The sequence below is a fragment of the Hydrogenophaga sedimenti genome (assembly GCF_051857515.1).
GTDB lineage: Bacteria > Pseudomonadota > Gammaproteobacteria > Burkholderiales > Burkholderiaceae_C > Hydrogenophaga.
Genome location: NZ_JBPZHA010000004.1, coordinates 290,115 through 314,163 on the forward strand (window position 1 = coordinate 290,115; position 24,049 = coordinate 314,163).

The window sequence follows — 24,049 nt, forward strand, 5'->3', positions numbered from 1 at the left end:
CGCAGCCTGGCGCTATGCTGCCCCGCATGAATGCTCCCAACTCCGGACAAACCCTGAGATTCCTGCGCCGCGGCGAGGCCGTGACCGTGCCTGGCGTGGCGCCCGACCGCACCCTGCTGGAAGTGCTGCGCGAAGACCTGCACCTGAGCGCGACCAAGGAGGGTTGTGGCGAAGGCGACTGCGGCGCCTGCACCGTGGTGCTGGGTGAGGCCGTGGACGGAAGGCTGCAATACAAGGCCATCAACAGCTGCATCCGGCTGGCGCATTCGGTGGACGGCATGGCGGTGTTCACCGCCGAAGACATTGTTTCGCCCTCGGGTGAACTGCACCCCAGTCAGGAAGCCATGGTGCAGTGCCACGGCAGCCAGTGCGGCTTCTGCACGCCGGGCTTTGTCATGAGCCTGTTCGGGATGTACCAGAACACGAACGGCGGAAAGAACATCACCCGCGAGCAGGCGCAGGTGGACCTCTCCGGCAACCTGTGCCGCTGCACCGGCTACCGGCCGATCCTGGACGCGGCGCAGCAGATGGGTTCGCTGCCCCTGCCCGCCGGCTGCGCCGTGGACGAAGCGGCGACGGTGGCGGCACTCAAGGAGTTGAAGAAGCCAGCGGACAAGGACACCAGCTACCTGCGCCCGCGCACACTGGCCACACTGCTGCAGACCCGCGCCGCCCACCCGAGGGCCCAGGTCGTGGCCGGCACCACCGACGTCGGCCTGTGGGTCACGAAGATGCACAAGCGCTTCCCGCAGGTGCTGGACGTGACCGCCGCACGCGAACTGCGGCGAGTGGAAACCTACCCGCACCACATCGCCATCGGCGCCGCCGTCACCCTGACCGACGCCTTCGCGGCCCTGGTGAAGGAACGGCCCCAGCTGCAGACCTTCGGTCAGCGCTTCGCCGGCCTGCCGGTGCGCAACTCGGGCACGCTGGGCGGCAATGTGGCCAACGGCTCGCCCATCGGGGATTCGATGCCGCTGCTGATCGCGCTGGGTGCCAGCGTGGTGCTGATGCGCTGGAAAAAGACCAAGGCGGGCGGCGAGATCGCCCACCGCGAGCTGCGGCTGGAAGACCTCTACACCGGCTACCGCACGAACGTGATGCGACCCGACGAGCTGCTGTGCTGGATCAAGGTGCCGCGGCCGACGGGGCATGCCACCGAACGTGTGTACAAGATCAGCAAACGCTTTGACGACGACATCTCCGCCGTCTGCCTCGCGATCCAGATGACCGTCAAGGCCGGCGTGGTGCAGCAGGTGAGCATCGGCGCCGGCGGCGTGGCCGCGACGCCCGCCCGGGCCCGCCAGACCGAAGCCGCCCTGCTCGGCCAGCCCTGGACCGCCGACACCGTGATGGCGGGCGCCGCCGCGTTGCGCGCCGAGTTCCAGCCCATCAGCGACATGCGCGCCAGCGCCGCCTACCGGCAGACCGTGCTGGGCAACCTGCTGCAGCGCTTCTGGCTGGAGAGCCAGGGCCTGCAGGGCATCAATCTCGACAGCCTCAAGACCGTGGAGGCCCTGGCATGAACGCACCGGATCTCAAGCTTGTGGTGGACAACGCTGCGGTCGCACCGGCGGCGGGGGTCTCCCGGTTTCACGAAAGCGCCCGTGCCCAGGTGGCCGGTGCCGCGACCTACATCGACGACATTCCCGAGGTGCGCGGCACGCTGCACGCCGCGCCGGTGTGTTCGCCGGTGGCGCACGGCACGCTCCGGGGCATCGACGCCAGCGCCGCGCTCGCCCTGCCCGGCGTGCGCGCCTTCATCGGCCCCGATGACATCCCCGGCGACACCATGCTCGCCGCCTTCGCGCACGACGAACCGGTGTTCGCGCAGGGCACGGTGCAGTTCCTTGGCCAGGTCGGCGGGCTCATCGTGGCCGACGACGTGATGACCGCACGCCGCGCGGCGCGGCTGGTGAAGTGGGACATCGAAGCACTGGCCCCGGTGCTCACCGTGCACGAAGCCCACGCGCTGGAAAGCTACGTGCTGCCGCCGGTGCACGTGAAGCGCGGCGACGCGACAGCGGCCCTGAAGCGTGCCCCGCACCAGCTGGAAGGCGCGTTCGAGGTCGGTGGCCAGGAACACTTCTATCTCGAAGGCCAGATCGCCTACGTGCTGCCGCTGGAACAGCAGCAGTGGTGGGTCTACAGCAGCACCCAGCACCCGGGCGAAGTGCAGCACTGGGTCTCGCACGCGCTAGGCCTGGCCAACCACGCGGTCACGGTGGAATGCCGGCGCATGGGCGGCGGCTTCGGCGGCAAGGAAACGCAGGCAGGTCACCTCGCGGTCTGGGCCGCCATCGCCGCGAACCAGCTCAAGTGCCCCGTCAAGCTGCGGCTGGACCGCGACGACGACTTCATGGTCACCGGCAAGCGCCACCCCTTCGCCTACCACTACCGCGTCGGCTTCGACGACACCGGCCTGCTGTGCGGGCTGGAGCTGGAGATGCTGGCCAACTGCGGCTTCTCGGCCGACCTCTCGGGCCCGGTGGCCGACCGCGCCATCTTCCACGCCGACAACGCCTACTTCCTCGAAGACGTCGCGGTCCATTCCTACCGCTGCAAGACGAACACGCAGAGCCACACCGCCTTCCGCGGCTTCGGCGGTCCGCAGGGCGTGATCGTGATCGAACGCATCCTGGGCGACATCGCTCGCGCGCTGGACCAGGACCCGCTGGACGTGCGGCTGCGCAACCTCTATGGCATCAAGGACCGGAACGTCACCCACTACCAGATGACGGTGGAAGACAACATCCTTGAACCGCTGATGACGCAGCTGGCGCTGACCAGCGGCTACCGCGAGCGGCGCGAGCAGATCCGGGCCTTCAACGCGCAGAGCCCCGTCATCCAGAAAGGCATCGCGCTCACGCCGGTCAAGTTCGGCATCAGCTTCACCGCCACGCTGTTCAACCAGGCCGGCGCGCTGGTCCACGTCTACACCGACGGCAGCGTGCAGGTGAACCACGGCGGCACCGAGATGGGCCAGGGCCTGAACACCAAGGTCGCAGCCATCGTGGCCGACGAGCTGGGCGTGCCGTTCGAGCGCGTGCTGTCCACCGCCAGCGACACCAGCAAGGTGCCCAACGCCAGCGCCACCGCGGCCAGCAGCGGCACCGACCTGAACGGTCGCGCCGCCCAGTTCGCGGCGCGCCAGGTGCGGCAGAACCTCGCGGCCTTCGTGGCCGGGCTGGACGGTGTGGGCGCGGGTTCGGTGCGTTTCGCTGGCGGCCAGGTCATCACGGAAAAGACCACCCGCCGCTGGGAAGACGTGGTGGGCGCGGCGTACGCCAACCGCATCCAGCTCTGGAGCGACGGCTTCTACCGCACGCCCAAGATCCACTACGACAAGACCACCATGCTGGGCCGGCCGTTCTACTACTTCGCCTACGGCGCGGCGGTGAGCGAGGTCGCGATCGACACCCTGACCGGCGAGAGCCGCGTGCTGAAGGTGGACATCCTGCACGACGTGGGCCGCAGCATCAACCCGGCGATCGACATCGGCCAGATCGAGGGCGGCTTCGTGCAGGGCATGGGCTGGCTGACGACCGAGCAGCTGGTCTGGAACGGCAAGGGCCTGCTGCAGACCCACGCCCCCAGCACCTACAAGATCCCGACCAGCGGCGACGTCCCGGCGCACTTCCAGGTCGACCTCTGGCCCGAGGCGAACCGCGAGGACAACGTGCACGGCAGCAAGGCCGTGGGCGAACCACCCTTCATGCTGGCCATCAGCGTGTTCGAGGCGCTGCGCGACGCGGTGGCGCAGTCGGGCGGTCGACCCGAGGCGATGAACGCGCCAGCGACCGCCGAAGAGGTGCTGCGCAGCCTGATGGGCTGAGCAGCGATCCGGCAACCCGCTACAGGGTCTGCGCGGCGCCGCTGGTCGCGATGCGGCAACCTGCAGCAGGCTGGCCACCGGCCATCAGCTGCTGGAGCCGCTGCGCCAGAGAACAGGCCACCGCCGGGTGATCGGCGAGGTGCGGGAAGACCTTGTGGTCGCAGCCGTCGAGCACGATCTCGCTGAGCCGGTCTCCAGCCGCCTCCCGGATCGCCTCGAACACCTCCGCCGGAATGGGGCTGTAGACCGTGCGGCGCAATCCCGGGCCCTCCGGAACCTCGACCAGCCCCGCCGAGCGACCGCCAACACCGCCGTGCTGGTCGGCGGGCAGGCCGTCGTATTGCCCGGTGATCAGGATCACCCGACCTGTGAAACGCCGCAGGAACGTCAGCGAGGGGGAATCCATGAAGCCATAGGGTGTCGAGATCGCCCTGGTGAACGCCGGCCCGTAGTGCGCCACCGCGAAAGCGGCCTCCGGGTAAAGCGCCGGGCCACTGAGGATCAAGGTCCGGACCGCCTGTCCGCACTGCTCGGCCACCTTCATCGCCAGCGCCCCGCCCAGGCTGTGACCGAACACCGTGTCCAGGCGGGAGCCCAGCAGCCGGGCAAAGCGCAAGGCTTCGCGAAGGTTGTTGGCCAGCGATGTCTCCGTGATGGCCAGGGGCGAGCGCCCGGTATGCCCCGACAGGTCGAACCCCAGGCTTCCGACCCCCGCGGCACGCAACGGCAGCAGCAAGGGGTCCAACCGCAGATGGTCGGACCGCGCCCCATGAATGGCCAGCAGGTCACACCCTCCAGTAGACGCCGCATGGAGGTACCGCCCCGTCAGCGAATACCCGTCGAAGGTCTCGGTGATGCGGTCGCTCCGCCCCAGGTCGGACATCTCCGGCCCCTACCGCAGGCCGTGCCTGCGGATCTTGTCGACCAGGGTCGTCTTGGGCACGTTGAGCGCCTTGGCGGTCTGGCCCACATTGCCGGCGTGGCGCTCCAGCGCGTCGGCGATCAGGTTGCGCTCGAACTGGTCCACCGTCTCGGACAGGCTGGGTTCGCCGTCGCCGCCGGTCGACCCGGCGGGCGCCGCGTGCGGCGACACCCATTGCGGCCCGACGCCCAGCACCAGCGCGTCGGCCACGTTGCGCAGCTCGCGCACGTTGCCCGGCCAGTCGCGCGCCATCAGCTGGCGCAGCTGGGCCGGCGACAGGCGCGGCTCGGGGCGGTCGTAGCGGCTGGCCGCCAGCAGCATGAAGTGCTCCAGCAGCATGGGGATGTCTTCGCGCCGTTCGCGCAGCGCGGGCAGTTCGATGTTGACCACGTTGAGCCGGTACACCAGGTCGGCGCGGAAGCTGCCCTGCTGCGCGCGCGCCAGCAGGTCGTCCTTGGTGGCGGCGACCACGCGCACGTCGACCGGGATGCTCTGGTTCGAGCCCAGGCGCTCGATGCAGCGCTCCTGCAGCACGCGCAGCAGCTTGACCTGCACGCCCATCGGCATGCTTTCCAGTTCGTCGAGGAACAGGGTGCCGCCGTTGGCGTGTTCGATGCGGCCGATGCGGCGCTTCTGTGCGCCGGTGAAGGCGCCGGGTTCGTGGCCGAACAGCTCGCTGTCGAGCAGGCTGTCGGGCAGGCCGCCGCAGTTGAGCGCGACGTAGGGCGCGTTGCGGCGGCGCGAGTGGTCGTGCAGCGCCCGCGCCACCACCTCCTTGCCGGTGCCGGTCTCGCCGCGGATCAGCACGTCGACCGGCGAATCGGCGATCTCGGTGATCAGCTGGCGCACGCGGGCGATCGCGGGCGCGTGGCCGACCAGCTTGCCTTCCAGGCCTTCGCTGAGCGTGAGCGCGCGCCGCAGGTTGGCGACCTCCAGCGTCAGGCGGCGCTTGTCCAGCGCGCGCTGCACCACCTCGACCAGCTGCTCGGGCGAGAACGGCTTGGGAATGAAGTCGTAGGCGCCGCTGCGCATCGCCTGCACCGCCAGGTTCACGTCGCCGTGGCCGGTGATCATGATGACCGGCAGGTCCGGGTCCATGTCGCGCGCTTCTTCGATCAGCGCCATGCCGTCGGCGCCGGGCAGGCGCATGTCGGTCACGACCACGCCGGCCATGCCGGGGCTCAGGTGCGGCAGCACAGCCTCGACGGAGCCGAAGGCGCGCACGTCGATGTCGGCCAGTTGCAGGGCCTGCACGCAGCCCAGCTGCAGATCGGTGTCGTCTTCGACCAGGAAAACGGTCAGGGAGGAGTTCATCGGGTCGGGGTCGGGGTGTCGACGGGCGGTTCCACGGGCACGGTCAGGACGAAGCAGGCCCCGCCGTCGGGGTGGTTGTGCGCCTGCAGGTCACCGCCGAATTCTGCGACAAGGTCGCGACAGATCGCCAGGCCCAGCCCCAGGCCGACCCCGCTGGGCTTGGTCGTGTAGAAGGGTTCGAACAGGCGCTGCAGGTCGGTCTCGCTCAGGCCCTTGCCGCTGTCGCGCACTTCCAGCGCCACCACCGGCACGCCGCCCTGCTCGCGGCGCTCGGCGGTCAGGGTCAGCACGCGCTCGCCCGATTCGCGCATCGCGTCCAGCGCGTTGCCGACCAGGTTGACCAGCACCTGTTCCAGCCGGTTGGCGTCGCACCAGCCATGCCAGCAGCCGGGCTCGCAGCGGTTGTCCACCCGCACCTGGTCGTGGCGCAGGCGCAACTGGAACAGGAACAGCGCCTGCTCGACCACGCGGCCGACGTCGGTCGCACCGGGCGAGGCACTGGACTTGCGCGAGAAGCTCTTGAGCGGGTCGATGATGCGCGCCATCTGCTCGACCAGGCGCGCGACGATGGACAGGTTGTCCTGCGCCGCGCCGTGGTTGCCGCGGCGCATGAACTCGGCCGCGTTGCCCGCCAGCGTGCGGATGCCGCCCAGCGGCTGGGTCAGCTCGTGCGTGATGCTGGCGGCCAGCTGGCCCAGCACCGCCATCTTGCCGGCGTGCACCAGCTCGTCCTGCGCGGCGCGCAGGGTCTTCTCGGTCTGCTCGCGCTCGGCGACCTCGCGCCGCAGCTGCTCGTTGGTGTCGGTGAGTTCCTGCGTGCGCAGGCCGACCTGGTGTTCCAGCTCGGCGTTGGCCTGCTCCAGGAGCCGCCGGGAGGCCAGACGCTCCTTCTCGATCCGCCGCCGCTGGGTCCAGTACAGCGCCAGCAGGATCAGGAACGCCGCCGTGACCGCACCGCCCACGCCGTCGATCAGCGCCTGCTGCCGCACCGCGGCCAGACTGGCGAAGATCAGCACGCGCCAGTCCATGCCGTCCAGCGAACGCCCGAGCACCAGGTGCCCGGCCCGGTTGCCGCCCGCGCCGAGCGCGTTGCGGTGCCGCGCCTCGTCGCCCGAGACGGCGCCCTGCACCTCCTGCGTGTCCTCGTCGACCGAGAGCATCACCTCGATCGGAAACTGTGGCACCCGCAGCGCGCCGTAGGTCCGCGCCAGCTGCAGGTCGACCCGGCGCTCGGCGGGCAGCGGGGACAGCGAGGTGTAGCGCCAGGCGGGCTGCGAAGACAGGATCACGACCTGGTTGGCGTCGGCCACCAGGGCCGGCGCCGCCAGCATCGGCCAGGTCTGCTCCAGCGCGTCCAGACCGATCTTGATCGCCGCCACGCCCAGCACCCGCGGGCCGTCGTAGATCGGGTGCGAGGCGAAGTAGCCCGCCTGGCCGCCGCTGCCGATGGCGAAGTGGCGGGTCGAGCGGCCCGCCAGCGCTTCGAGGTAATACGGCCGGTACGACACGTCTTCGCCCAGCAGGCTGTCGTCGCGCTCGGTGAGGTTGCTCGAGGCCAGCACGACGCCGCGCACATCGAGCACATAGACCGCCACGCTGCCCAGGTGGGCGTTCAGGCGGGCCAGGTAGTCGTTGGCCGCCCGCTCACGCGCCGGGTCCGGCGCCCGCAGCAGCGCCAGCACGGTCGGGTTGAGCTGGATGGTGGCCGGCACCGGTTCCAGCCGGCGCACACGCGCCTCGACCACCGAGGCGAACAGGTCCAGCCGGCTGTTGGTGGCGGCCTTGAGGCTGTGCTCCCCTTGCGCAAAGCTGCGCTGGTAGACCCCGACCCCGGCCAGCGCGACCAGGGCCACCCCGAGCAGCAGCAGCAGCGCCCGGCGCACCAGCCGGCCCCACCCGGCGCCCGCGGGGGCGGCTCCGGGCGTCAGGGCGGCGTGGCCAGTGGTGTCCTGCGGGGCGTCGGGGGGCCGGTTCAATGCTGAAGAATCTTGGAGAGGAAGTCCTTGGCGCGCGGCGAACGGGCGTCGGGGTTGCCGAAGAACTCGTCGCGGCGGCAATCTTCCACGATCTTGCCCGCGTCCATGAAGATCACGCGGTGGCTGACCTTCTTCGCGAAGCCCATTTCGTGGGTCACGCACATCATGGTCATGCCTTCGTTGGCCAGCTGCACCATCACGTCCAGCACCTCGCCGACCATCTCGGGATCGAGCGCCGAGGTCGGCTCGTCGAACAACATCACGATCGGGTCCATCGACAGCGCGCGGGCGATGGCCACGCGTTGCTGCTGGCCACCCGAGAGCTGGCCGGGAAACTTGTCCTTGTGCGCCATCAGGCCCACGCGGTCGAGCATCTTCAGGCCCCGGGTCTTGGCCTCGTCGGCGTTGCGGCCCAGCACCTTGATCTGTGCCAGCGTCAGGTTCTCGGTCACGGTCAGGTGCGGGAACAGCTCGAAGTGCTGGAACACCATGCCCACGCGGCTGCGCAGCTTGGGCAGGTTGGTCTTCGGGTCGGCGATGCTGGTGCCGTCCACGATGATGTCGCCCTTCTGGAAGGGCTCCAGCGCATTGACGGTCTTGATCAGCGTGGACTTGCCCGAGCCCGAAGGACCGCAGACCACCACCACCTCCCCCTTCTGGATCGAGGTCGTGCAATCGGTCAGCACCTGGAAGCTGCCGTACCACTTGGAAACGTTCTTGATGTCGATCATGGTTCTTCTCCAGCCGCTCAGCGAATGATGGCAATCTTCTTCTGCAGGCGACGCACCAGCATCGACAGCGAGAAACAAATGACGAAATAGACGACGGCAGCGACCAGGTAGGTCTCGACCGGGCGGTTGAAGTTCTTGCCCGCGACCTCGAAGCCCTTGAGCAGGTCGTAGGCGCCGATCGCGTAGACCAGCGAGGTGTCCTGGAACAGGATGATGGTCTGGGTCATCAGCACCGGCAGCATGTTGCGGAAGGCCTGCGGCAGCACGATCAGCTGCATGGTCTGTCCATAGGTCATGCCCACCGCGTAGCCGGCGTGCACCTGGCCCTTGGGCACGCTCTGGATGCCGGCGCGCATGATCTCGGAGTAATAGGCCGCCTCGAACACCGTGAAGGTGATGATGGCCGACAGCTCCGCGCCCATGGGCTTGCCGATCATCAGCGGGATCAGCAGGAAGAACCACAGGATCACCATCACCAGCGGGATCGAGCGCAGGGTGTTGACGTAGAAGGCGGCCGGCATCACCAGCCACTTCTTGCCCGACAGCCGCATCAGCGCCAGCACCGTGCCCAGCGCGATGCCGCCGATCATGGCCACCAGCGTGAGCTGCACCGAGAAGACCAGGCCCTTGAGCACGAAGCCCGTGAGCACGTCCCAGTTCAGGAACGAAAAGTCGAGGTTCATGTCAGTGGCCTCCGATCATGCCGGGCACCTGCACCCGGTGTTCGATGAACAGGGCGATGCGGTTGATGGCGAAGGCGGAGATGAAGTACAGGCCGGTCACGGCCAGGTAGACCTCGATGCCGCGCGAGGTCTCTTCCTGCGCCTGCATGGCGAACATGGTCAGCTCGGCGATGGAGACCGCAAAGGCCACCGACGAGTTCTTGATGATGTTCATGCTCTCGCTGGTCAGCGGCGGGATGACGATGCGAAAGGCCATCGGCAGCAGCACGTAGCGGTAGGTCTGGGGCAGCGTCAGGCCCATCGCCAGCCCGGCGTAGCGCTGGCCCTTGGGCAGGCTCTGGATGCCCGCGCGCACCTGCTCGGCGATGCGCGCCGAAGTGAAGAAGCCCAGCGCGAACACCACCAGGATGAAGCTGGGAAAGCTCTTGAGTGCCGGGATCAGCGACGGCAGCACGTGGTACCAAAGGAACACCTGCACCAGCAGCGGAATGTTGCGGAACAGCTCGGTCCAGGCGTTGCCGATCGCCACCAGCGCCTTGCTCGGCGTGGTGCGGAAGATGCCCATGACCGAACCGACCACGAGCGCGATGACCAGCGCCAGCAGGGCCACGGACAGCGTCCAGCCCCAGGCCGAGAGCAACCAGTCCAGGTAGGTGATGTCACCGCCCGCGCCGAAACAGCTGGGCCTGACCTCGCCATCGATGGTGTCCTTGCAGAACACCTGCCAATCCCATGTGCTCATGGTGAATTCCTTGTTCTAGAAAAAGCGACCCGTGCGGCGGTGGAGCGTGGGGGTACGCCGGGCCCGCCGCCGGGCCGCCCCAAGGCAGGCCCAGCCCCCTCGGGGGGCAGCGACCCGCGCAGCGGCGGAGCGTGGGGGCCTTACTTCTTCGCGTAGTCTTCCATCGGCTTGTCGTTCGGCGCGGCCCAGGCGGCCTTGGTGGCGTCCGACAGCGGCAGGCCGATCTTGGCGTTGGCCGGCGGGATCGGCTGCATGAACCACTTGTCGTACAGCTTGGTCAGCGAGCCGTCCTTGATCTGGTTCTTGATGGAGTCGTCCACGGCCTTCTTGAAGGCGGTGTCGTCCTTGCGCAGCATGCAGGCGATCGGCTCGACCGACAGCACTTCGCCGACGATCTTGTAGTCGGCCGGGGCCTTGGACTTGGCGATGTTGGCGGCCAGGATCGAGCCGTCCATCACGAAGGCGTCGGCGCGGCCCGATTCGAGCAGCAGGAAGCTGTCGGCGTGGTCCTTGCCGAACACTTCCTCGAAGTTCACGTTGGTCGCACGCTCGTGCTTGCGCAGGGTCTGGACGGAGGTGGTGCCGGTGGTGGTGGCGACCTTCTTGCCGGCCAGCTGGGCGATGGAGGTGATGCCCGAGTTGGCCTTGACGGCGATGCGCACTTCCTCGACGTAGGTGGTCATGGCGAAGGACACGTCCTTCTGACGGGCCGCGTTGTTGGTGGTCGAGCCGCACTCGAGGTCCACGGTGCCGTTCTGCACCAGCGGAATGCGGTTCTGCGAAGTCACCGGCTGGTACTTCACTTCCAGCTTGGCCAGGCCCAGCTGCTTCTGCAGGTCGGCGATCACGCGCTCGGCCATCTCGGTGTGGAAGCCGACGTACTTGCCGTTGCCGATGGTGTAGGACAGACCGGAGGATTCGCGCACACCCAGGGTGATGCTGCCGCTGTCCTTGATCTTCTTGAGCGTGTCGGCGGTCTGCGCGACGGCGGCGGAGGCGGCCAGCACGGCGGCGACGGCGATCAGGGTTTTCTTCATGGTGACTCCTTGGGGTGGGTGAAAAAAAGAGAACGGAAAAGATGTCAGCCCAGCGGGCGGTCGTTGGGCGAGCGGTACAGCTCCAGCAGGGGCTCGGGCGCGGGCCAGTTCAGGTTGAGTCCCTTGGGCGGGATCGGCGACTGGAACCAGCGGCGGTAGATCTTCAGCGCCTCGCCCGAGACCATCAGGTCGGTCAGGCCGCGGTCCACCAGCGCCTTGAAGCGGGGGTCGTCCTTGCGCAACATGCAGGCATAGACCTCGGCCGCCATCGGCGCCCCGACCACGCGCCAGTCGTCGGGGCGGTCGGCCCGCACGCGCAGGCCGTAGAGCATCGCCTCGTCCATCAGAAAGGCCTCGGCGCGCCCTTCCTGCACACGGTTGAAGCCGTCGCCGTGGTCCTTGACGGTCACGATGTCGAAGCGGTGGCCGGTGGACTCGCTGTGCAGCAGCAGCGAGCGCTCGCTGGTCGTGCCGGCGGTCACCGCGACGCGGCGCCCCTTGAGGTCGGCCAGTTCCTGGACACCCGAGTCGCGCCGCGTCAGCAGGCGGGAGCTGGTCTGGAAGATCGACACCGAGAACGCCACCTGGCGCTCGCGGTCGCGGTTGTGGGTGGTGGAGCCGCACTCCAGATCAACCGAGCCGTTCTGCACCAGCGGAATCCGGTTCTGCGAGGTGACCGGCACCAGCTTGACGGCCAGCGCCGGCAGCTTGAGTTCGCGGCGGATGCGCTCGACCACGGCCAGCATCAGGTCGTGCGAGTAGCCGACCACCTGGCGCTTGTTGTCGTAATAGGAGAACGGCACCGACGACTCGCGGTGGCCGAGGCTGATCGTGCCGGTGCGCGAGATCTTCTCCAGCGTCAGCAGGCTGGAGGATTCGGCCCGGGCGGTCAGGGTCAGGAGCAGCAGAAGGGGGAGCAGGCGCAGGTGCTTCATGGGCGCAGTGTGCAGCCCATGGCGCAAGGCGCGTGCCAGTCGGTGTTAACCCGTAGACCGGGCCCCTGCGCGCCGGTTTTTCCCCGGAAAACCGGCGTTCAGGCCACGGTGGCGAACGGAAATCCGACCCCGCCCGCGGCCCGGAAAACGGATTTCCGACCCTTGCCGGGGGCTCAGGCCCAGTGGGCCTTGAAGTCCTGCGCGTACTGTTCGAGCCGGATCGGCGCCTTCCCGGTGATGCGCTGCACGCCATCGGTGATGCGTTCCGAATAGCCCGCCTTGAAGGCACCGAGGATCACCAGCAGGAACTCGGCATAGTCCGCCGGCAGGCCAGCGCCCAGCAGGCCCTGGCGCATCGCGTCTTGGGGGATGTCGGTGTAGCCGATGGTCCGGCCCGCCGCCGCCGACAGGATGGCCGCGACCTGCGTGTGGTCCAGCGACTCGCTGCCGGTCAGGTCGTGCGCTGCGTTCACGAAGTCGTCCGACGACAGCAGCTTCGCCGCCACGGCGGCGATGTCGCGCGTGTCGATGAAGCTGCCCTTGGCGTGGCCCACCGGCAGAAAGATCTGGCCCTGGGTCTGGATGCCGTGCAGCCAGAAGGTGTGGAAGTTCTGCATGAACCAGTTGGGCCGGATCACGTTCCAGGCCAGGCCCGAACGCTCCAGGTGCAGCTCGGCGCGGCGCAGCGGGATGCTGTCGTCGGCGTTGGCGCCCATCGCCGAGAGCATCAGCACCTTGCGCACGCCCGCGGCCTGGGCCGCGTCGATGGCGGGGATCAGCAGCTCGTGCTGGTTGGCGAAACCGGGCGGGCACATCAGGAACAGCTGGTCGGCGCCGGCCAGCGCCGCGGCCAGGCCTTCGCGGGTGGCCATGTCGACCTGGACGTCGCCGGGTCGGGAAGGCGCGCGGCTGGTGGCGCGGCGCACGGTCTGGCCCTGGGCGGCGAGCAGGTCGGCTAGGGTGGCACCGATCTGGCCGCTGGCGCCGATCACGAGGGTGGTGGTCATCTGGAAACTCCTTGGTGTGTGATGGAAGGGCCCCAGTGTGTTTTCCCGCCGGAAAAACTGGAATGCATGAAATTCCACCATTCATGTCTGATCGTCCATAAAATCCCGCCCATGGACATCCTTTCCGACATCCTCCATGTCGCCGGCCTGCGACGGCGCCTGCTCGACCTGCACGCGCTCACGCCCGAGGCCGCGCTGCGTTTCCCCTGCGACCGCAGCTTCGGGCTGCACACCGTCACGCGCGGCCGGGCCTTCGTGCACGCGCCCAACCTGGACGAACCGATCGAGCTGCAGGCCGGCGACCTGGTGCTGATGGCGCGCGGCTGCGTGCACCTGCTCTCGCTGGACCGCCAGCCGCCCCGGCAGAGCACCACCGTGCCGATCGCGCGCTTCGCCGGCGACGACCAGACGCCAGTGCCCGACAGCGGACCCACCCAGGTCATCAGCGCGGCCTACCAGCTCTGGCACGACCCGCTGCACCCCTTCCTGCGCGGCCTGCCGGCGTGGTTCGTGCTGCGAGCCGGCAGCCTGCCCCAGCTCTCGGCCCTGCCGCTGACCATCGGCCTGCTCGACCGCGAGCTCAGCGACCAGGACCTGGGCGCCGCTTCCGTCACCCACGGTCTGCTGGACGCGCTGTTCGCCTTCGCGCTGCGCGAGATCGCTCAGCGCGAGCAGCAGGACACACCGGGCTGGCATCAGGCCATCGCCGACCGCCAGATCCGCCAGGTCATCACCCTCATGCACGGCAACCTCGCCCATGGCTGGACGCTGGAAGAACTGGGCCAGCAGGTCGGTCTTTCGCGCTCGGCCCTGGCCGAACGTTTCCGCGGCGCGCTGGGCGACACGCCGCTGAACCACCTGCGCACCCTGCGCATGCAGAAGGCGGTCCAGCTGCTGTCCGAGACCCGCCAGACGCTGGAGCAGATCGCGCAGGCCGTGGGTTACCAGGACGCCTTCGGCTTCTCCAAGGTGTTCAAGCGCACCACCGGCCAGTCGCCGCGCCAGTTCCGCGAACAGGACACGCTGGACAAGCAGATGCCCTACCGGCTGCAGGAGGCCTGAGGCTTCGCGGACAGAGGCGCGGGTACAGTGTCGGCCTGCGCGCACCGCGCGAACACCGCACAAGAAGCCCTCATGTCCCTGCCCCCCTGCCCGAAATGCCAGTCCGCCTTCACCTACGAAGACGGTGACCTGCTCATCTGCCCCGAATGCGCCCACGAGTGGAGCAAGACCGGTGGCGACGAACCCGCCGAAGCCGCCAAGGTCTGGAAAGACGCGTTCGGCAACCTGCTCGCCGACGGCGACAGCGTGACCCTGGTCAAGGACCTCAAGCTCAAGGGCTCGTCGGCCGTCATCAAGGTCGGCACCAAGGTCAAGAACATCCGCCTGGTCGAGGGCGACCACGACATCGACTGCAAGATCGAAGGCTTCGGCGCGATGCAGCTCAAGTCCGAGTTCGTCAAGAAGAGCTGATCCCGCAGCATGGGCCGGATCGTTGTCTACTGCCAGCCCGGCGCGAAGCAGACGCAGTGCGTCGGCCTGCACGACGGCAAGCCCAAGATCCAGCTCAAGGCACCGCCGGTCGACGGCGCGGCCAACAAGGCGCTGATCGCCTTTCTGTCCGATGTCTGCGATGTGCCCAAGTCGGCCATCACCATCGAACTGGGCGCCTCGGGCCGCACCAAGCGGGTGGATGTGGCCGGACTGACCGACGACGAGATCAGCCGCCGCCTGCTCGCGCCGGCGTGAAGGCGGTGTGGTCCGGCCGGCCGGGCAGCGACAGCTGCGCCTGGGCCGGCGCGGTCTGCGCCAGCAGCACCCCCTGGCGCCAGACCTTCAGCCGCGTCGCGCGCAGGCGGATCGCGTCCACCGCATCGCGCGCCTGAAGCAGCACGAAGCTCGCGTCCTTCCCGGCCTCGATGCCGTGGCCGCCCAGGCCCATCACCTTGGCGGCGTTCACCGTCACCGCGTCGAAGCACTGGCGCATGCCGGCCTGGCTGGTCATCTGCGCCACATGCAGGCCCATGTGGGCCACCTCCAGCATGTCGCCGCTGCCCAGCGAATACCAGGGGTCCATCACGCAGTCGTGGCCGAAGGCCACGGTCACGCCGGCGGCCATCAGCTCGGGCACGCGCGTCATGCCGCGGCGCTTCGGGTAGCTGTCGTGCCGGCCCTGCAGCGTGATGTTGATCAGCGGGTTGGCCACCGCGCTCACGCCGGCCTCGGCGATCAGCGGGATCAGCTTGCTCACGTAGTAGCTGTCCATGCTGTGCATGGAGGTGAGGTGCGAGCCTGTGACGCGGCCCTGCAGGCCGAGGCGCTGGGTTTCAAACGCCAGCGTCTCGATGTGGCGCGAGAGCGGGTCGTCGCTCTCGTCGCAGTGCATGTCCACCGGCAGGCCGCGCTCGGCGGCGAGTTCGCACAGCAGCTTCACGCTGGCCGCGCCCTCGCTCATGGTCCGTTCGAAATGCGGGATGCCGCCGACCACGTCCACGCCCAGGTCCAGCGCACGCTTGAGGTTGTCGAAGCCGCCCGGGGAACGCAGCACGCCGTCCTGCGGGAAAGCGACCAGTTGCAGATCCAGATACGGCGCCACACGTTTTTTCACTTCGAGCATCGCCCGCACCGGCACCAGGCTCGGGTCGCTGGTGTCCACATGGCTGCGGATCGCCAGCAGGCCCTTGGCCACCGCCCAGTCGCAGTAGGTCAGCGCCCGCTCCACCAGTGCCTCTTCGGTCAGCAGCGGCTTGAGCTCGCCCCAGAGCGCGATGCCTTCCAGCAGCGTGCCGCTCTGGTTCACCCGCGGCAGGCCGTAGCTCAGCGTCGCGTCCATGTGGAAGTGCGGGTCGCAGAACGGCGGCGAGAGCAGCTGGCCGGCGGCGTCGAGCGTCTCGTGCGCCGGCGCCCGCAGGCCCTCGCTCACGTCGACAATGCGGCCGTCCTGCACCGCGACCGACATGTCGGTGCGGCCGTCGGGCAGGGTCGCGTGGGTGATCAGCAGGTCGAGCATGGCGGCTTCCGGTCAGGCGGCATGTCGGCGGTAGCCCGCCAGCAGGACGGCCAGCAGGCCCATACCCACCGCGCAGCCGCGGTGCAGCCAGCGCAGGCCATCGCCCGAGAGCCAGCGCACCGCTTGCCGCCCGGCCAGGGCGTAGGCCACCATCACCAGCGCGTCGATGGCGACGAACAGCCCACCCAGCGCCGCGTACTGCGGTGCCAGGGCCTGGGCCGGGTCGATGAACTGCGGCAGGAAGGCGGCGAAGAACAGCAGCGACTTGGGATTGGACAGCGCCACCAGCAGGCTGCGCACGAAGGCCGCACGGCCCTGCGCCTGCTGCCCCGGCACGTGGGCCAGCGCATCGCGCACGTCCAGCGGCGGGCTGCGCCAGAGCTGCACCGCCAGCCACAGCAGGTAGAGCACGCCCACGGCGCGCAACGCCTCGAACAGCGTGGCCGAGGCCGCGAGCAGAGAGCCCAGGCCCACCGCCACGACCGCGATCACCAGCGCACTGCCCAGGATGGCTCCGGCCATGCCCCAGACGGCCCGGCGCATGCCGCCGCCCATGCCGTTGGACAGCGCCAGCAACATGGTGGGGCCGGGAATCACCGCCAGCGCCAGCGAGGCGGCGGCGAACATCAGCAGGGTCTGCGGGCTGGGCATGGTCGGGGTTCTCCAGGGTCGGGCGCCAGCATACGCCGCGCTCAGCGGGTGCCGAAGATGCGGTCGCCTGCGTCGCCCAGGCCGGGCAGGATGTAGCCGTGCTCGTTGAGCTGGCGGTCGATCGCCGCGGTGTAGATCGGCACGTCGGGGTGCGCCTTCTGCAGCGCGGCCAGGCCCTCGGGGCAGGTCAGCAGGCAGACGAACTTGATCGACTTGGGCCGCGTCTCCTTGAGGCGGTCGATGGCCGCGATGGCCGAGTTGCCGGTGGCCAGCATCGGGTCGACCACGATCACGTCGCGCTCGTGCATGTCCGAAGGCATCTTGAAGTAGTACTCGACCGCGGTCAGCGTCTTGGGGTCGCGGTAGAGGCCGATGTGACCGACGCGCGCGCCCGGCACCACGTTGAGCATGCCCTCCAGGATGCCGTTGCCCGCGCGCAGGATGGACACGAAGACCAGCTTCTTGCCGTCGATGACCTTGGCGGTCATGGTCTCCAGCGGCGTCTCGATCTGGATGTCCTGCATCGGCATGTCGCGCGTGACCTCGTAGGTCATGAGCAGGGACAGTTCGTTGAGCAGGCGGCGGAAGCTGTTGGTGCTCGCGTCCTTGCGGCGCATCAGCGTGAGCTTGTGCTGCACCAGCGGGTGGTCGATGAGGTGGACGTTGCTCATGGTGGGGCCTCGGTGTTGTTGTGTGAAGGGAATCAGAAAACCGTGCCGTCGCTGACGATGTTGAGCGGCGGCAGGCCGTCGCGCAGCCGCTGGGCCAGCAGGCGGCCCGCGGCCCAGGTGCCGCCTTCGAGCACGCAGGCCAGCGGCATCTGGTCGGCGCTCAGGCCCAGCTCGGTGCGCACCAGCGGCGCCAGCTCGTCGAGCAGCGCCACGGTGAGCGCGCGCCACTCGACGATGAATTCGTCGCCCGCCTGCCAGGGCCGCGTGGCCCAGTCGGCGGGCAGCGGGCGCAGCACGCCGGCGTCGATCAGCAGGCCGCCGTTGCGGTACTCAGGCAGGCCGGTCAGCGCGTCCAGCCCGGTCACGCGCACGCCGGCCCATTCGAACGGCTCCAGCAGCGAATACGTGAGCCACTGCGAGAGCTTGTGGAACGGCACCCAGCCGGCGGTGAGGCCCTCACCCTGCACCGCGGGGTGCCGCCAGCAGTCGCCGAGCGCCTGATCGCCGATGGTGTTCTGCGCCGGCCAGATGCCCGAGAGCGTGTCCAGCAGCAGGACCAGAATGGCGTGCGCCGCCACCGTGCCGGCGCCGTCCGCGGTGAGCGCGTCGAACAGGCCACCGGGCCGTCCGGCCAAGCCGAACACCGCCGGCTGCACGGCCATCACCGCGCCCAGGTGGCGCAGCAACGCGGCGCGGCCCTCCAGCCCCACCAGCGGGTTGTCCTCGGTCACCTGAAACGCCACCCCGAGGCGCGCCGCCGTGAGCGCGGCCAGGCCGGCGGCGTCCGCCCGCAGCGGCTGCGCCGGGTCGCTGGAAAACAGGCCCGCGGTGAACGCATGGAAACTCGCCACCCCCAGGCCTTCGGAGCGCGCGAAGCCCTGGCCGCTGGCGGCCTCGTGGTGGCGCCATTGCGGGCCGGCACCGGCGTCGAGCAGCACGCTCACCAGCGCCAGGTCGATCTGCGCGCGGGCGCGGGCCGCCGCGTCCACCGGGCCCAGCAGCGCGTCGAGCTGGCCCGCGCGGTCCACGCCGCCGGCCTCGAAGTGCCGCCAGCGGCTGTGGTACGGGATGCGCCCGTCGGGGAAGCGCGCGCGGGTGAGCTCGGCCACGGTGCTGGCGGCCAGCGCCAGCGCGCCGTCGTTGACCGCGAAACAGCCGGATTCGCCCGCGCGGGCACGGGCCAGCAGCTGGCCCGAGCGCTCGCGCACGGCGGTGGTGGAGCGCAGCGTGTGGGCCGCGCCGGCGGGTGTGTGGGTGTCCGTGATCAAGCGAGCCCCCGGCCCTTGGCGATCTTGAGTTCCTCGGCGTCGGGCACCACGCCGGGCGTGAAGTAGCCCGCCGCCATCTTGGCGTCCATCTCCACCCGCGCGTCGGCGGGGATCAGTTCGTCCGGGATGTTGATGCGCTCGCCGACCTCGATGCCCGAGCCGGTGATGGCGTCGTACTTCATGTTGCTCATGGAGACGAGCCGGTGGATCTTGGTGATGCCCAGCCAGTGCAGCACGTCGGGCATCAGCTCCTGGAAGCGCATGTCCTGCACGCCGGCCACGCATTCGGTGCGCGCGAAATACTGGTCGGCCGTGTCCCCGCCCACCTGGCGCTTGCGCGCGTTGTAGACCAGGAACTTGGTCACCTCGCCGAGCGCCCGGCCCTCCTTGCGCGAGTAGGACACGAGCCCCACACCACCGCGCTGCGCGCCCTGGATGCACTCTTCGATCGCGTGCGTGAGGTAGGGCCGGCAGGTGCAGATGTCGGAGCCGAACACGTCCGAGCCGTTGCACTCGTCGTGCACGCGCGCTGTCAGCGTCACCGACGGGTCGGCCAGGTCGCGCGGGTTGCCGAAGATGTAGACCGTCTGCCCGCCGATCGGTGGCAGGAAGACTTCGAGGTCGGAGCGCGTGACCAGCTCGGGGTACATGCCGCCGGTCTCTTCGAACAGCACGCGGCGCAACACCGCCTCGGTGCAGCCAAAGCGCTTCGCCACGCCCGGCAGGTACCACACCGGCTCCACCGCCACCTTGGTCACCACGGCCGCGCCGCCCGCCGTGAGGAACTTTCCATCGGGTTGGAGCCGCCCCTTCTGCAGCGCGTCGATCACCTCGGGCAGGATCACGTGCGCCTTGGTCACGGCAATCGTCGGCCGGATGTCGTAGCCCGCCTCCAGCTCGTTCGAATACACGTCGGCGATCACCGCGCCCCAGGGGTCCATGCTGACGATCTTGCCCGGGTCGGCCCACTGCGGGTAGGGACCGATGACGTCGGTGGGCGCGGTGTTGGTCAGGTCGGCGCGGTGTTCGCGCTTGAGCGCCCCCGCCGCCACGGCCAGCGCGCGGTAGACGCTGTAGCTGCCGCTGTGGGTGCCGATCACGTTGCGGTTCGACACGTTGAGCGTGGTGCCCACCACCGGCCCGCGTTCGCGCGCCGTGGCCGCACCCCAGACGATGGGCAACGCCCCGAAGCCGCCGGAGTGCGAGGTGAGCCGGATGTGGCGCGGGTGCGGCGTCTGTGCCGTTTCAGGCAGGTCACCGGCGGAAGAAGAAGCGTCTGCGGACATGGGCATGCACCTGGTCAAAGCCATGAGATGGCGATGTTTCGTTGTAGCAAGGGCGATGCCAGCCGTAAAGCGGGGCGCACCCGCAGTGGCGCCCTTCGTACAATCGCCGACTTTTCCCTGCACCCTGCTCCACCCATGCACTACGCCGTCTCGCACCACAAACTCAAGCTCATTCTCAGCGGCGCCGGCCTGAAGTCCGGCGACGCCGGCGGCATCGACAAGCTGTTCGGCGGCAAGGACGGTTACTACTGGTTCGGCACGCTGCGCGACATGTGCCCCGAAGGCAAGACCCTGTCGTGGGAGAACCAGTACGCGATGGTCGCCGCGATCCAGGCCCACGAAGACGCCAGCGCGGCAGAAGACGAAATGCCGTCCGAGAAGCCGACGCCGGCCCACATCGCGGCGATCTCGAAGCTCCTGGGGATCTGAGCCCCCACGCTCCGCCGCTGCGCGGGGCGCGGCCCCCCAAGGGGGCTGGCCCGGCTTGGGGCGGCCCGGCGCCGGACCGTCTCCATCCTCGCGGCGTTCGTTCCTAGAATGCCTGCATGACCACCGCCAACCCCTCCCCTCTTCGTGTTGCCGTGCTCGGCGCCGGCGCTGTCGGCTGCTACTACGGCGGCATGCTGGCCCGTGCCGGCCACCATGTCACGCTGATCGGCCGGCCGCAGCACGTGCAGGTCTTCAACGCGCTGGGGCTGCGCATGCAGACCCAGCGCTTCGACGAAACCGTGCCGGTGTCGGCCAGCACCGAGGCCTCTGCGGTGGCCGGTGCCGACCTGGTGCTGTTCGCGGTGAAGTCGCCCGACACCGAGAGCGCGGGCGGGCAGATTCGGCCGCACCTGAAACCCGGCGCCCTGGTGCTGTGCCTGCAGAACGGCGTGGACAACGCCGAGCGGCTGCGCGCGGTGCTGCCCGGTGTGGAGGTGGCCGCCGCCGTGGTCTATGTGGCGACCGAGATGGCCGGCCCCGGCCACCTGCGCCACCACGGGCGCGGCGAACTGGTGATCGAGCCCTCGCCCAGCAGCGCTGCGGTCGCACAGGCCCTGATCGCCGCCGGCGTGCCGACCGAGGTCAGCGACAACGTGCGCGGCGCGCTCTGGGCCAAGCTGATCCTCAACTGCGCCTACAACGCGCTCTCGGCCGTGGGCCACATCGTCTACGGGGAACTGGTCAAGCAGCCCGGCGTGCCGGCCATCATGCGCGACGTGGTCGCCGAGTGCCGGGCGGTCGCGGCGGCCGACGGCGTGACCCTGCCGGGCGATGTCGAACTGGCCGTGCGCCGCATCGCCGAAACCATGCCCTCGCAATACTCCTCCACCGCACAGGACCTGATGCGCGGCAAGCCCAGCGAGATCGACTTCCTCAACGGCTACGTGGTGCGCCGGGGTGAGGCGCTGGGCGTGCCCACGCCCGCCAACCGGGTGCTGTGGGCTGTCGTGAAGCTGGTCGAGGGGCGCTCGGCGGCCTGACCCGCGGACACGGAAAAGGGCACCGCGCCCCTGGCGCGATGCCCCCGTGCAAAACCGCTGCCGGACGTCAGGGCTTGCGGGTGCCCACCACCTCGATCTCGACGCGGCGGTTCTGGGCCCGGCCGTCGCGGGTCTGGTTCGACGCCACCGGCTGCGATTCACCCTTGCCCTCGGTCTTGATCTGGTCCGCGGGAACGCCCTTGCTCACCAGATAGGCCTTCACGGCTTCCACCCGCCGGATCGACAGCGCCTGGTTGTAGGCGTCGGTCCCGATCGCGTCGGTGTGGCCCACCGCAATCAGGGTTTCGACATTCACCTTGGACAGCTCGGCCACCAGGCCATCGAGCGCGGTCTTGCCGGTCGGCTTGATCACGGACTTGTCGAAGTCGAACAGGGTTTCGGCCTGGAAGCTCATCGACTGGATCGGGGCCGGTGCGGGCGGCGGCGGGGGTGCGGGCACGGGAGCCGGTGCAGGTTCCGGGGCCGGAGCGGGCGCCTGGGCCACCGGGGCGGGCGGGGGCGGCTTGATCGCACCGTCGCAGTCGGGGTGGGCCGTGGCCGGCGTCCAGTAGCTGTTTCTCCAGCAGAGTTCGCCGGTGCCGTTGCGCCAGACCTGGTCGCCGTTGCCACTCTTCCAGTTGTCGACCGTCTGCGCACCCGCGGCGGACGCCAGGGTGACGGTCGCCACCACCAGTGCCATGCGGTTCAGCTTGCTCTTGTTCATGATGGGGTTCCTCTGAAGTTGCTCACGCGGAGCGTGGGTTGAAGGCCTGCGGCGGACTTTCTTTCCTCCCGCCGGGTGACTTCAGTCTAGGAACCCTCCCTGCCCGCCCGCATCGGAATCGGCCGCGTGGACGTGTAGGACAAGACGCCGTCCGGGACGGCGCTCCTGTGCCTCAAGAGGTGGTGAAGCGCTGGCGCAGCACGCGGTGCAACACCTTGCCGGTCGCCGTGCGCGGCATCTCGGTATCGTCGGCAAAGACCACCCGCGCCGGGCACTTGAAACCGGCCATGCGCTCGCGGCACCAGTCGCGCAGCTCGGCCTCGGTCGCGCCCATGCCCTGCTTCAGCACCACCACCGCCAGCGGCGTCTCGCCCCACTTCTCGTGCGGCACGCCGACCACCGCCACGTCGCGCACCGCCGGGTGCTGGCCGATCACGCCCTCGACCTCCGAGGGGTACACGTTCTCGCCGCCGCTGATGATCATGTTGCTCTTGCGGTCGACCAGCCAGATGTAGCCGTCTTCGTCGCGCCTTGCCATGTCGCCCACCGAACACGACAGTCCGTCCATCGCCTCGGCCGTCTTCTCCGGGTTGCGCCAGTAGCCCTCGAACACATAGGCGGTGCGCGAGAACAGCTCGCCCACCTCGCCGTCGGCCACCTCCTTGCGCTCGTGGTCGAGCAGGCGGATCGCGCCGCTGCCCGCCCATTCGCGGCCCACCGAGCCGAGCTTGCTGAGCTGCTCGTCGGGCCGCAGCAGCGTCACCCAGCCGGCCTCGGTCGAGCCGTAGAGCTCGTACAGCTGGCCGTTGGGGAACAGCTCCATGATCCCGCGCTTGGTGTCGGGCCGCGCCGGGGCCGACGAAATCATCAGCTTGCCCACCGCGCTCAGGTCGTACCGGCGCTTCACGTCGGCGGGCAGCGACAGCATCATGATGTAGTGCGTGGGCACCAGCGAGGTGAAGGTCACGCGGTCCTGTGCCAGCGTCTGCATCACCGCCTCGGGGTCGAAGCTGGGGCGGTCGTCGATCACGATGGTCGCGCCCAGGTGCACGAAGGTGGTGCCGAAGTACAGCGAGTTGGCGTGGCACAGCGGCATCACCAGCAACGCCGTGTCGTCGCGCGTGAAGCCCATCTCCAGTGCGGTGGCCAGCGCGATCAGGGTGCTGCCGCCGTGCGCCCGGATCGCGCCCTTGGGCCGGCCGGTGGTGCCTGAGGTGTACATCAGCGCGCAGTGGTCCTGCGGGCCGACCTCGGGCAGGCGCATCGCCGTGTCGGCACCGTCCAGCAGCGCTTCGTAACCGGTCCAGCCGTCGGGCACCTCCTCGGCGCCCAGCGCGATGAAGCGGTCCTGCGGAACGCTCAGCTCGCCGCGCACGGCATCGACCGTCGCGCAGAAGCCCGGCCCCGCGACCACCGCGCCGACCTCGGCGTGGCCCAGGATGTAGGCGATCTCCGGCCCGGTCAGGCGGAAGTTCAGCGGCACCACCAGCAGCCCGGCGCGCGCCATGCCGGCGTAGATCTCCATCCACTCCAGCCGGTTGTGCGCGATCACGGCCACGCGGTCGCCCTTGGCCAGGCCCAGGCCGAGCAGCCCGGCGGCCAGCCGCGTGGCGCGCGCGTCCCATTCGGCGTAGCTCAGGCGCCGGTGCGAATCGCGCACGGCGAGCTTGTGGGGCGTCAGCCGCGCGTGGGTGGCGACGGCGTCGGCGATGGTGAGCAACTGGCCCATGGTCTGTCTCCGAAGTGAAAGCGGTTGGGTGGGATGGGTTGATTTTTCCGAATTCTGAA

23 protein-coding genes are annotated in these 24,049 nt (G+C 69.3%); 7 read left to right on the forward strand and 16 right to left on the reverse strand.

Annotated features, from left to right (window positions below; genetic code table 11):
- Positions 1–26 precede the first annotated feature (26 nt).
- Together xdhA and xdhB are read left to right on the forward strand one after the other, a co-directional pair.
- Positions 27–1,526, forward strand: a complete 1,500-nt coding sequence (gene xdhA / locus ACS5NL_RS08675; RefSeq protein ID WP_439353328.1) for a xanthine dehydrogenase small subunit — start codon at positions 27–29, stop codon at positions 1,524–1,526.
- Complete coding sequence (xdhB, locus tag ACS5NL_RS08680; protein ID WP_439353329.1) at positions 1,523–3,835, forward strand: xanthine dehydrogenase molybdopterin binding subunit; 2,313 nt, start codon at positions 1,523–1,525, stop codon at positions 3,833–3,835. Before xdhA ends, xdhB begins: the two co-directional genes overlap by 4 nt.
- Before the next feature lie 19 nt (positions 3,836–3,854).
- Here xdhB and ACS5NL_RS08685 read toward each other — a convergent pair whose 3' ends face one another.
- The 9 genes from ACS5NL_RS08685 to ACS5NL_RS08725 form a co-directional block, all read right to left on the reverse strand.
- Positions 3,855–4,718, reverse strand: a complete 864-nt coding sequence (locus ACS5NL_RS08685) for an alpha/beta fold hydrolase (protein ID WP_439353330.1) — start codon at positions 4,716–4,718, stop codon at positions 3,855–3,857.
- Positions 4,719–4,727: 9 nt separating this feature from the next.
- A complete protein-coding gene (locus tag ACS5NL_RS08690; protein ID WP_439353331.1) occupies positions 4,728–6,071 on the reverse strand; it encodes a sigma-54-dependent transcriptional regulator in 1,344 nt (447 codons plus the stop codon).
- A complete protein-coding gene (locus tag ACS5NL_RS08695) occupies positions 6,068–8,047 on the reverse strand; it encodes a sensor histidine kinase (RefSeq protein WP_439353332.1) in 1,980 nt (659 codons plus the stop codon). Before ACS5NL_RS08695 ends, ACS5NL_RS08690 begins: the two co-directional genes overlap by 4 nt.
- Positions 8,044–8,778, reverse strand: a complete 735-nt coding sequence (locus ACS5NL_RS08700; RefSeq protein WP_439353333.1) for an amino acid ABC transporter ATP-binding protein — start codon at positions 8,776–8,778, stop codon at positions 8,044–8,046. Before ACS5NL_RS08700 ends, ACS5NL_RS08695 begins: the two co-directional genes overlap by 4 nt.
- Positions 8,779–8,795: 17 nt before the next feature.
- Positions 8,796–9,461: an amino acid ABC transporter permease gene (locus ACS5NL_RS08705; RefSeq protein ID WP_439353334.1), complete on the reverse strand. Its 666-nt coding sequence runs from the start codon at positions 9,459–9,461 to the stop codon at positions 8,796–8,798.
- Between the two features lies 1 nt (position 9,462).
- Positions 9,463–10,203, reverse strand: a complete 741-nt coding sequence (locus ACS5NL_RS08710) for an amino acid ABC transporter permease (RefSeq protein ID WP_439353335.1) — start codon at positions 10,201–10,203, stop codon at positions 9,463–9,465.
- A 140-nt stretch (positions 10,204–10,343) separates the two neighbouring features.
- Positions 10,344–11,240 carry an amino acid ABC transporter substrate-binding protein gene (locus ACS5NL_RS08715; protein WP_439353336.1) on the reverse strand — a complete coding sequence of 299 codons (897 nt, stop codon included), beginning with the start codon at positions 11,238–11,240 and terminating at the stop codon, positions 10,344–10,346.
- A 44-nt stretch (positions 11,241–11,284) separates the two neighbouring features.
- Positions 11,285–12,175, reverse strand: a complete 891-nt coding sequence (locus ACS5NL_RS08720) for a transporter substrate-binding domain-containing protein (protein WP_439353337.1) — start codon at positions 12,173–12,175, stop codon at positions 11,285–11,287.
- A gap of 173 nt (positions 12,176–12,348) precedes the next feature.
- Entirely contained in the window at positions 12,349–13,182 is an 834-nt protein-coding gene (locus ACS5NL_RS08725; RefSeq protein ID WP_439353338.1) for an NmrA family NAD(P)-binding protein, read from the reverse strand.
- A gap of 111 nt (positions 13,183–13,293) precedes the next feature.
- Between ACS5NL_RS08725 and ACS5NL_RS08730 the strand changes: the two genes are divergently transcribed.
- From ACS5NL_RS08730 to ACS5NL_RS08740, 3 genes are all read left to right on the forward strand, one after another.
- On the forward strand, positions 13,294–14,244 hold the full coding sequence (locus ACS5NL_RS08730) for an AraC family transcriptional regulator (RefSeq protein WP_439353339.1): 951 nt from the start codon (positions 13,294–13,296) through the stop codon (positions 14,242–14,244).
- A gap of 72 nt (positions 14,245–14,316) precedes the next feature.
- Positions 14,317–14,655: a zinc ribbon domain-containing protein YjdM gene (locus ACS5NL_RS08735; protein WP_439353340.1), complete on the forward strand. Its 339-nt coding sequence runs from the start codon at positions 14,317–14,319 to the stop codon at positions 14,653–14,655.
- Positions 14,656–14,664: 9 nt separating this feature from the next.
- Complete coding sequence (locus ACS5NL_RS08740; RefSeq protein WP_439353341.1) at positions 14,665–14,931, forward strand: DUF167 domain-containing protein; 267 nt, start codon at positions 14,665–14,667, stop codon at positions 14,929–14,931.
- On the opposite strand, the gene ACS5NL_RS08745 is transcribed toward ACS5NL_RS08740, so the two are convergent.
- The 5 genes from ACS5NL_RS08745 to ACS5NL_RS08765 are packed head-to-tail and all read right to left on the reverse strand — an operon-like array spanning position 14,903 to position 20,068.
- Positions 14,903–16,192 carry an amidohydrolase family protein gene (locus ACS5NL_RS08745; RefSeq protein ID WP_439353342.1) on the reverse strand — a complete coding sequence of 430 codons (1,290 nt, stop codon included), beginning with the start codon at positions 16,190–16,192 and terminating at the stop codon, positions 14,903–14,905. The genes ACS5NL_RS08740 and ACS5NL_RS08745 overlap by 29 nt on opposite strands.
- Positions 16,193–16,204: 12 nt before the next feature.
- Complete coding sequence (locus tag ACS5NL_RS08750) at positions 16,205–16,843, reverse strand: LysE family translocator (protein WP_439353343.1); 639 nt, start codon at positions 16,841–16,843, stop codon at positions 16,205–16,207.
- Between the two features lie 41 nt (positions 16,844–16,884).
- Complete coding sequence (gene upp, locus ACS5NL_RS08755) at positions 16,885–17,514, reverse strand: uracil phosphoribosyltransferase (RefSeq protein WP_439353344.1); 630 nt, start codon at positions 17,512–17,514, stop codon at positions 16,885–16,887.
- Positions 17,515–17,546: 32 nt separating this feature from the next.
- On the reverse strand, positions 17,547–18,782 hold the full coding sequence (locus ACS5NL_RS08760) for a URC4/urg3 family protein (RefSeq protein ID WP_439353345.1): 1,236 nt from the start codon (positions 18,780–18,782) through the stop codon (positions 17,547–17,549).
- Positions 18,779–20,068, reverse strand: coding sequence for a GTP cyclohydrolase II (locus ACS5NL_RS08765; RefSeq protein WP_439353346.1), 1,290 nt, complete (start codon positions 20,066–20,068; stop codon positions 18,779–18,781). The genes ACS5NL_RS08760 and ACS5NL_RS08765 overlap by 4 nt, the downstream gene beginning before the upstream one ends.
- Before the next feature lie 135 nt (positions 20,069–20,203).
- On the opposite strand from ACS5NL_RS08765, the gene ACS5NL_RS08770 reads away from it, so the two are divergent.
- Together ACS5NL_RS08770 and ACS5NL_RS08775 are read left to right on the forward strand one after the other, a co-directional pair.
- Positions 20,204–20,497: a hypothetical protein gene (locus ACS5NL_RS08770; RefSeq protein ID WP_439353347.1), complete on the forward strand. Its 294-nt coding sequence runs from the start codon at positions 20,204–20,206 to the stop codon at positions 20,495–20,497.
- Between the two features lie 116 nt (positions 20,498–20,613).
- Complete coding sequence (locus ACS5NL_RS08775; protein ID WP_439353348.1) at positions 20,614–21,537, forward strand: ketopantoate reductase family protein; 924 nt, start codon at positions 20,614–20,616, stop codon at positions 21,535–21,537.
- Between the two features lie 67 nt (positions 21,538–21,604).
- Here the strand turns inward: ACS5NL_RS08775 and ompA are convergent, their stop codons facing one another.
- Together ompA and ACS5NL_RS08785 are read right to left on the reverse strand one after the other, a co-directional pair.
- Complete coding sequence (ompA, locus tag ACS5NL_RS08780) at positions 21,605–22,261, reverse strand: outer membrane protein OmpA (RefSeq protein WP_439353349.1); 657 nt, start codon at positions 22,259–22,261, stop codon at positions 21,605–21,607.
- 172 nt (positions 22,262–22,433) lie between these two features.
- Positions 22,434–23,990: a class I adenylate-forming enzyme family protein gene (locus ACS5NL_RS08785; RefSeq protein WP_439353350.1), complete on the reverse strand. Its 1,557-nt coding sequence runs from the start codon at positions 23,988–23,990 to the stop codon at positions 22,434–22,436.
- Positions 23,991–24,049 lie beyond the last annotated feature (59 nt).

Bases quoted from the DNA above. Each gene is read 5' to 3' on its own strand.
- xdhA (WP_439353328.1), top strand. From the start codon at position 27: ATGAATGCTCCCAACTCCGGACAAACCCTGAGATTCCTGCGCCGCGGC.
- xdhB (WP_439353329.1), top strand. From the start codon at position 1,523: ATGAACGCACCGGATCTCAAGCTTGTGGTGGACAACGCTGCGGTCGCA.
- ACS5NL_RS08685 (WP_439353330.1), bottom strand. From the start codon at position 4,718: ATGTCCGACCTGGGGCGGAGCGACCGCATCACCGAGACCTTCGACGGG.
- ACS5NL_RS08690 (WP_439353331.1), bottom strand. From the start codon at position 6,071: ATGAACTCCTCCCTGACCGTTTTCCTGGTCGAAGACGACACCGATCTG.
- ACS5NL_RS08700 (WP_439353333.1), bottom strand. From the start codon at position 8,778: ATGATCGACATCAAGAACGTTTCCAAGTGGTACGGCAGCTTCCAGGTG.
- ACS5NL_RS08705 (WP_439353334.1), bottom strand. From the start codon at position 9,461: ATGAACCTCGACTTTTCGTTCCTGAACTGGGACGTGCTCACGGGCTTC.
- ACS5NL_RS08710 (WP_439353335.1), bottom strand. From the start codon at position 10,203: ATGAGCACATGGGATTGGCAGGTGTTCTGCAAGGACACCATCGATGGC.
- ACS5NL_RS08715 (WP_439353336.1), bottom strand. From the start codon at position 11,240: ATGAAGAAAACCCTGATCGCCGTCGCCGCCGTGCTGGCCGCCTCCGCC.
- ACS5NL_RS08720 (WP_439353337.1), bottom strand. From the start codon at position 12,175: ATGAAGCACCTGCGCCTGCTCCCCCTTCTGCTGCTCCTGACCCTGACC.
- ACS5NL_RS08725 (WP_439353338.1), bottom strand. From the start codon at position 13,182: ATGACCACCACCCTCGTGATCGGCGCCAGCGGCCAGATCGGTGCCACC.
- ACS5NL_RS08730 (WP_439353339.1), top strand. From the start codon at position 13,294: ATGGACATCCTTTCCGACATCCTCCATGTCGCCGGCCTGCGACGGCGC.
- ACS5NL_RS08735 (WP_439353340.1), top strand. From the start codon at position 14,317: ATGTCCCTGCCCCCCTGCCCGAAATGCCAGTCCGCCTTCACCTACGAA.
- ACS5NL_RS08740 (WP_439353341.1), top strand. From the start codon at position 14,665: ATGGGCCGGATCGTTGTCTACTGCCAGCCCGGCGCGAAGCAGACGCAG.
- ACS5NL_RS08745 (WP_439353342.1), bottom strand. From the start codon at position 16,192: ATGCTCGACCTGCTGATCACCCACGCGACCCTGCCCGACGGCCGCACC.
- ACS5NL_RS08750 (WP_439353343.1), bottom strand. From the start codon at position 16,843: ATGCCCAGCCCGCAGACCCTGCTGATGTTCGCCGCCGCCTCGCTGGCG.
- upp (WP_439353344.1), bottom strand. From the start codon at position 17,514: ATGAGCAACGTCCACCTCATCGACCACCCGCTGGTGCAGCACAAGCTC.
- ACS5NL_RS08765 (WP_439353346.1), bottom strand. From the start codon at position 20,068: ATGTCCGCAGACGCTTCTTCTTCCGCCGGTGACCTGCCTGAAACGGCA.
- ACS5NL_RS08770 (WP_439353347.1), top strand. From the start codon at position 20,204: ATGCACTACGCCGTCTCGCACCACAAACTCAAGCTCATTCTCAGCGGC.
- ACS5NL_RS08775 (WP_439353348.1), top strand. From the start codon at position 20,614: ATGACCACCGCCAACCCCTCCCCTCTTCGTGTTGCCGTGCTCGGCGCC.
- ompA (WP_439353349.1), bottom strand. From the start codon at position 22,261: ATGAACAAGAGCAAGCTGAACCGCATGGCACTGGTGGTGGCGACCGTC.
- ACS5NL_RS08785 (WP_439353350.1), bottom strand. From the start codon at position 23,990: ATGGGCCAGTTGCTCACCATCGCCGACGCCGTCGCCACCCACGCGCGG.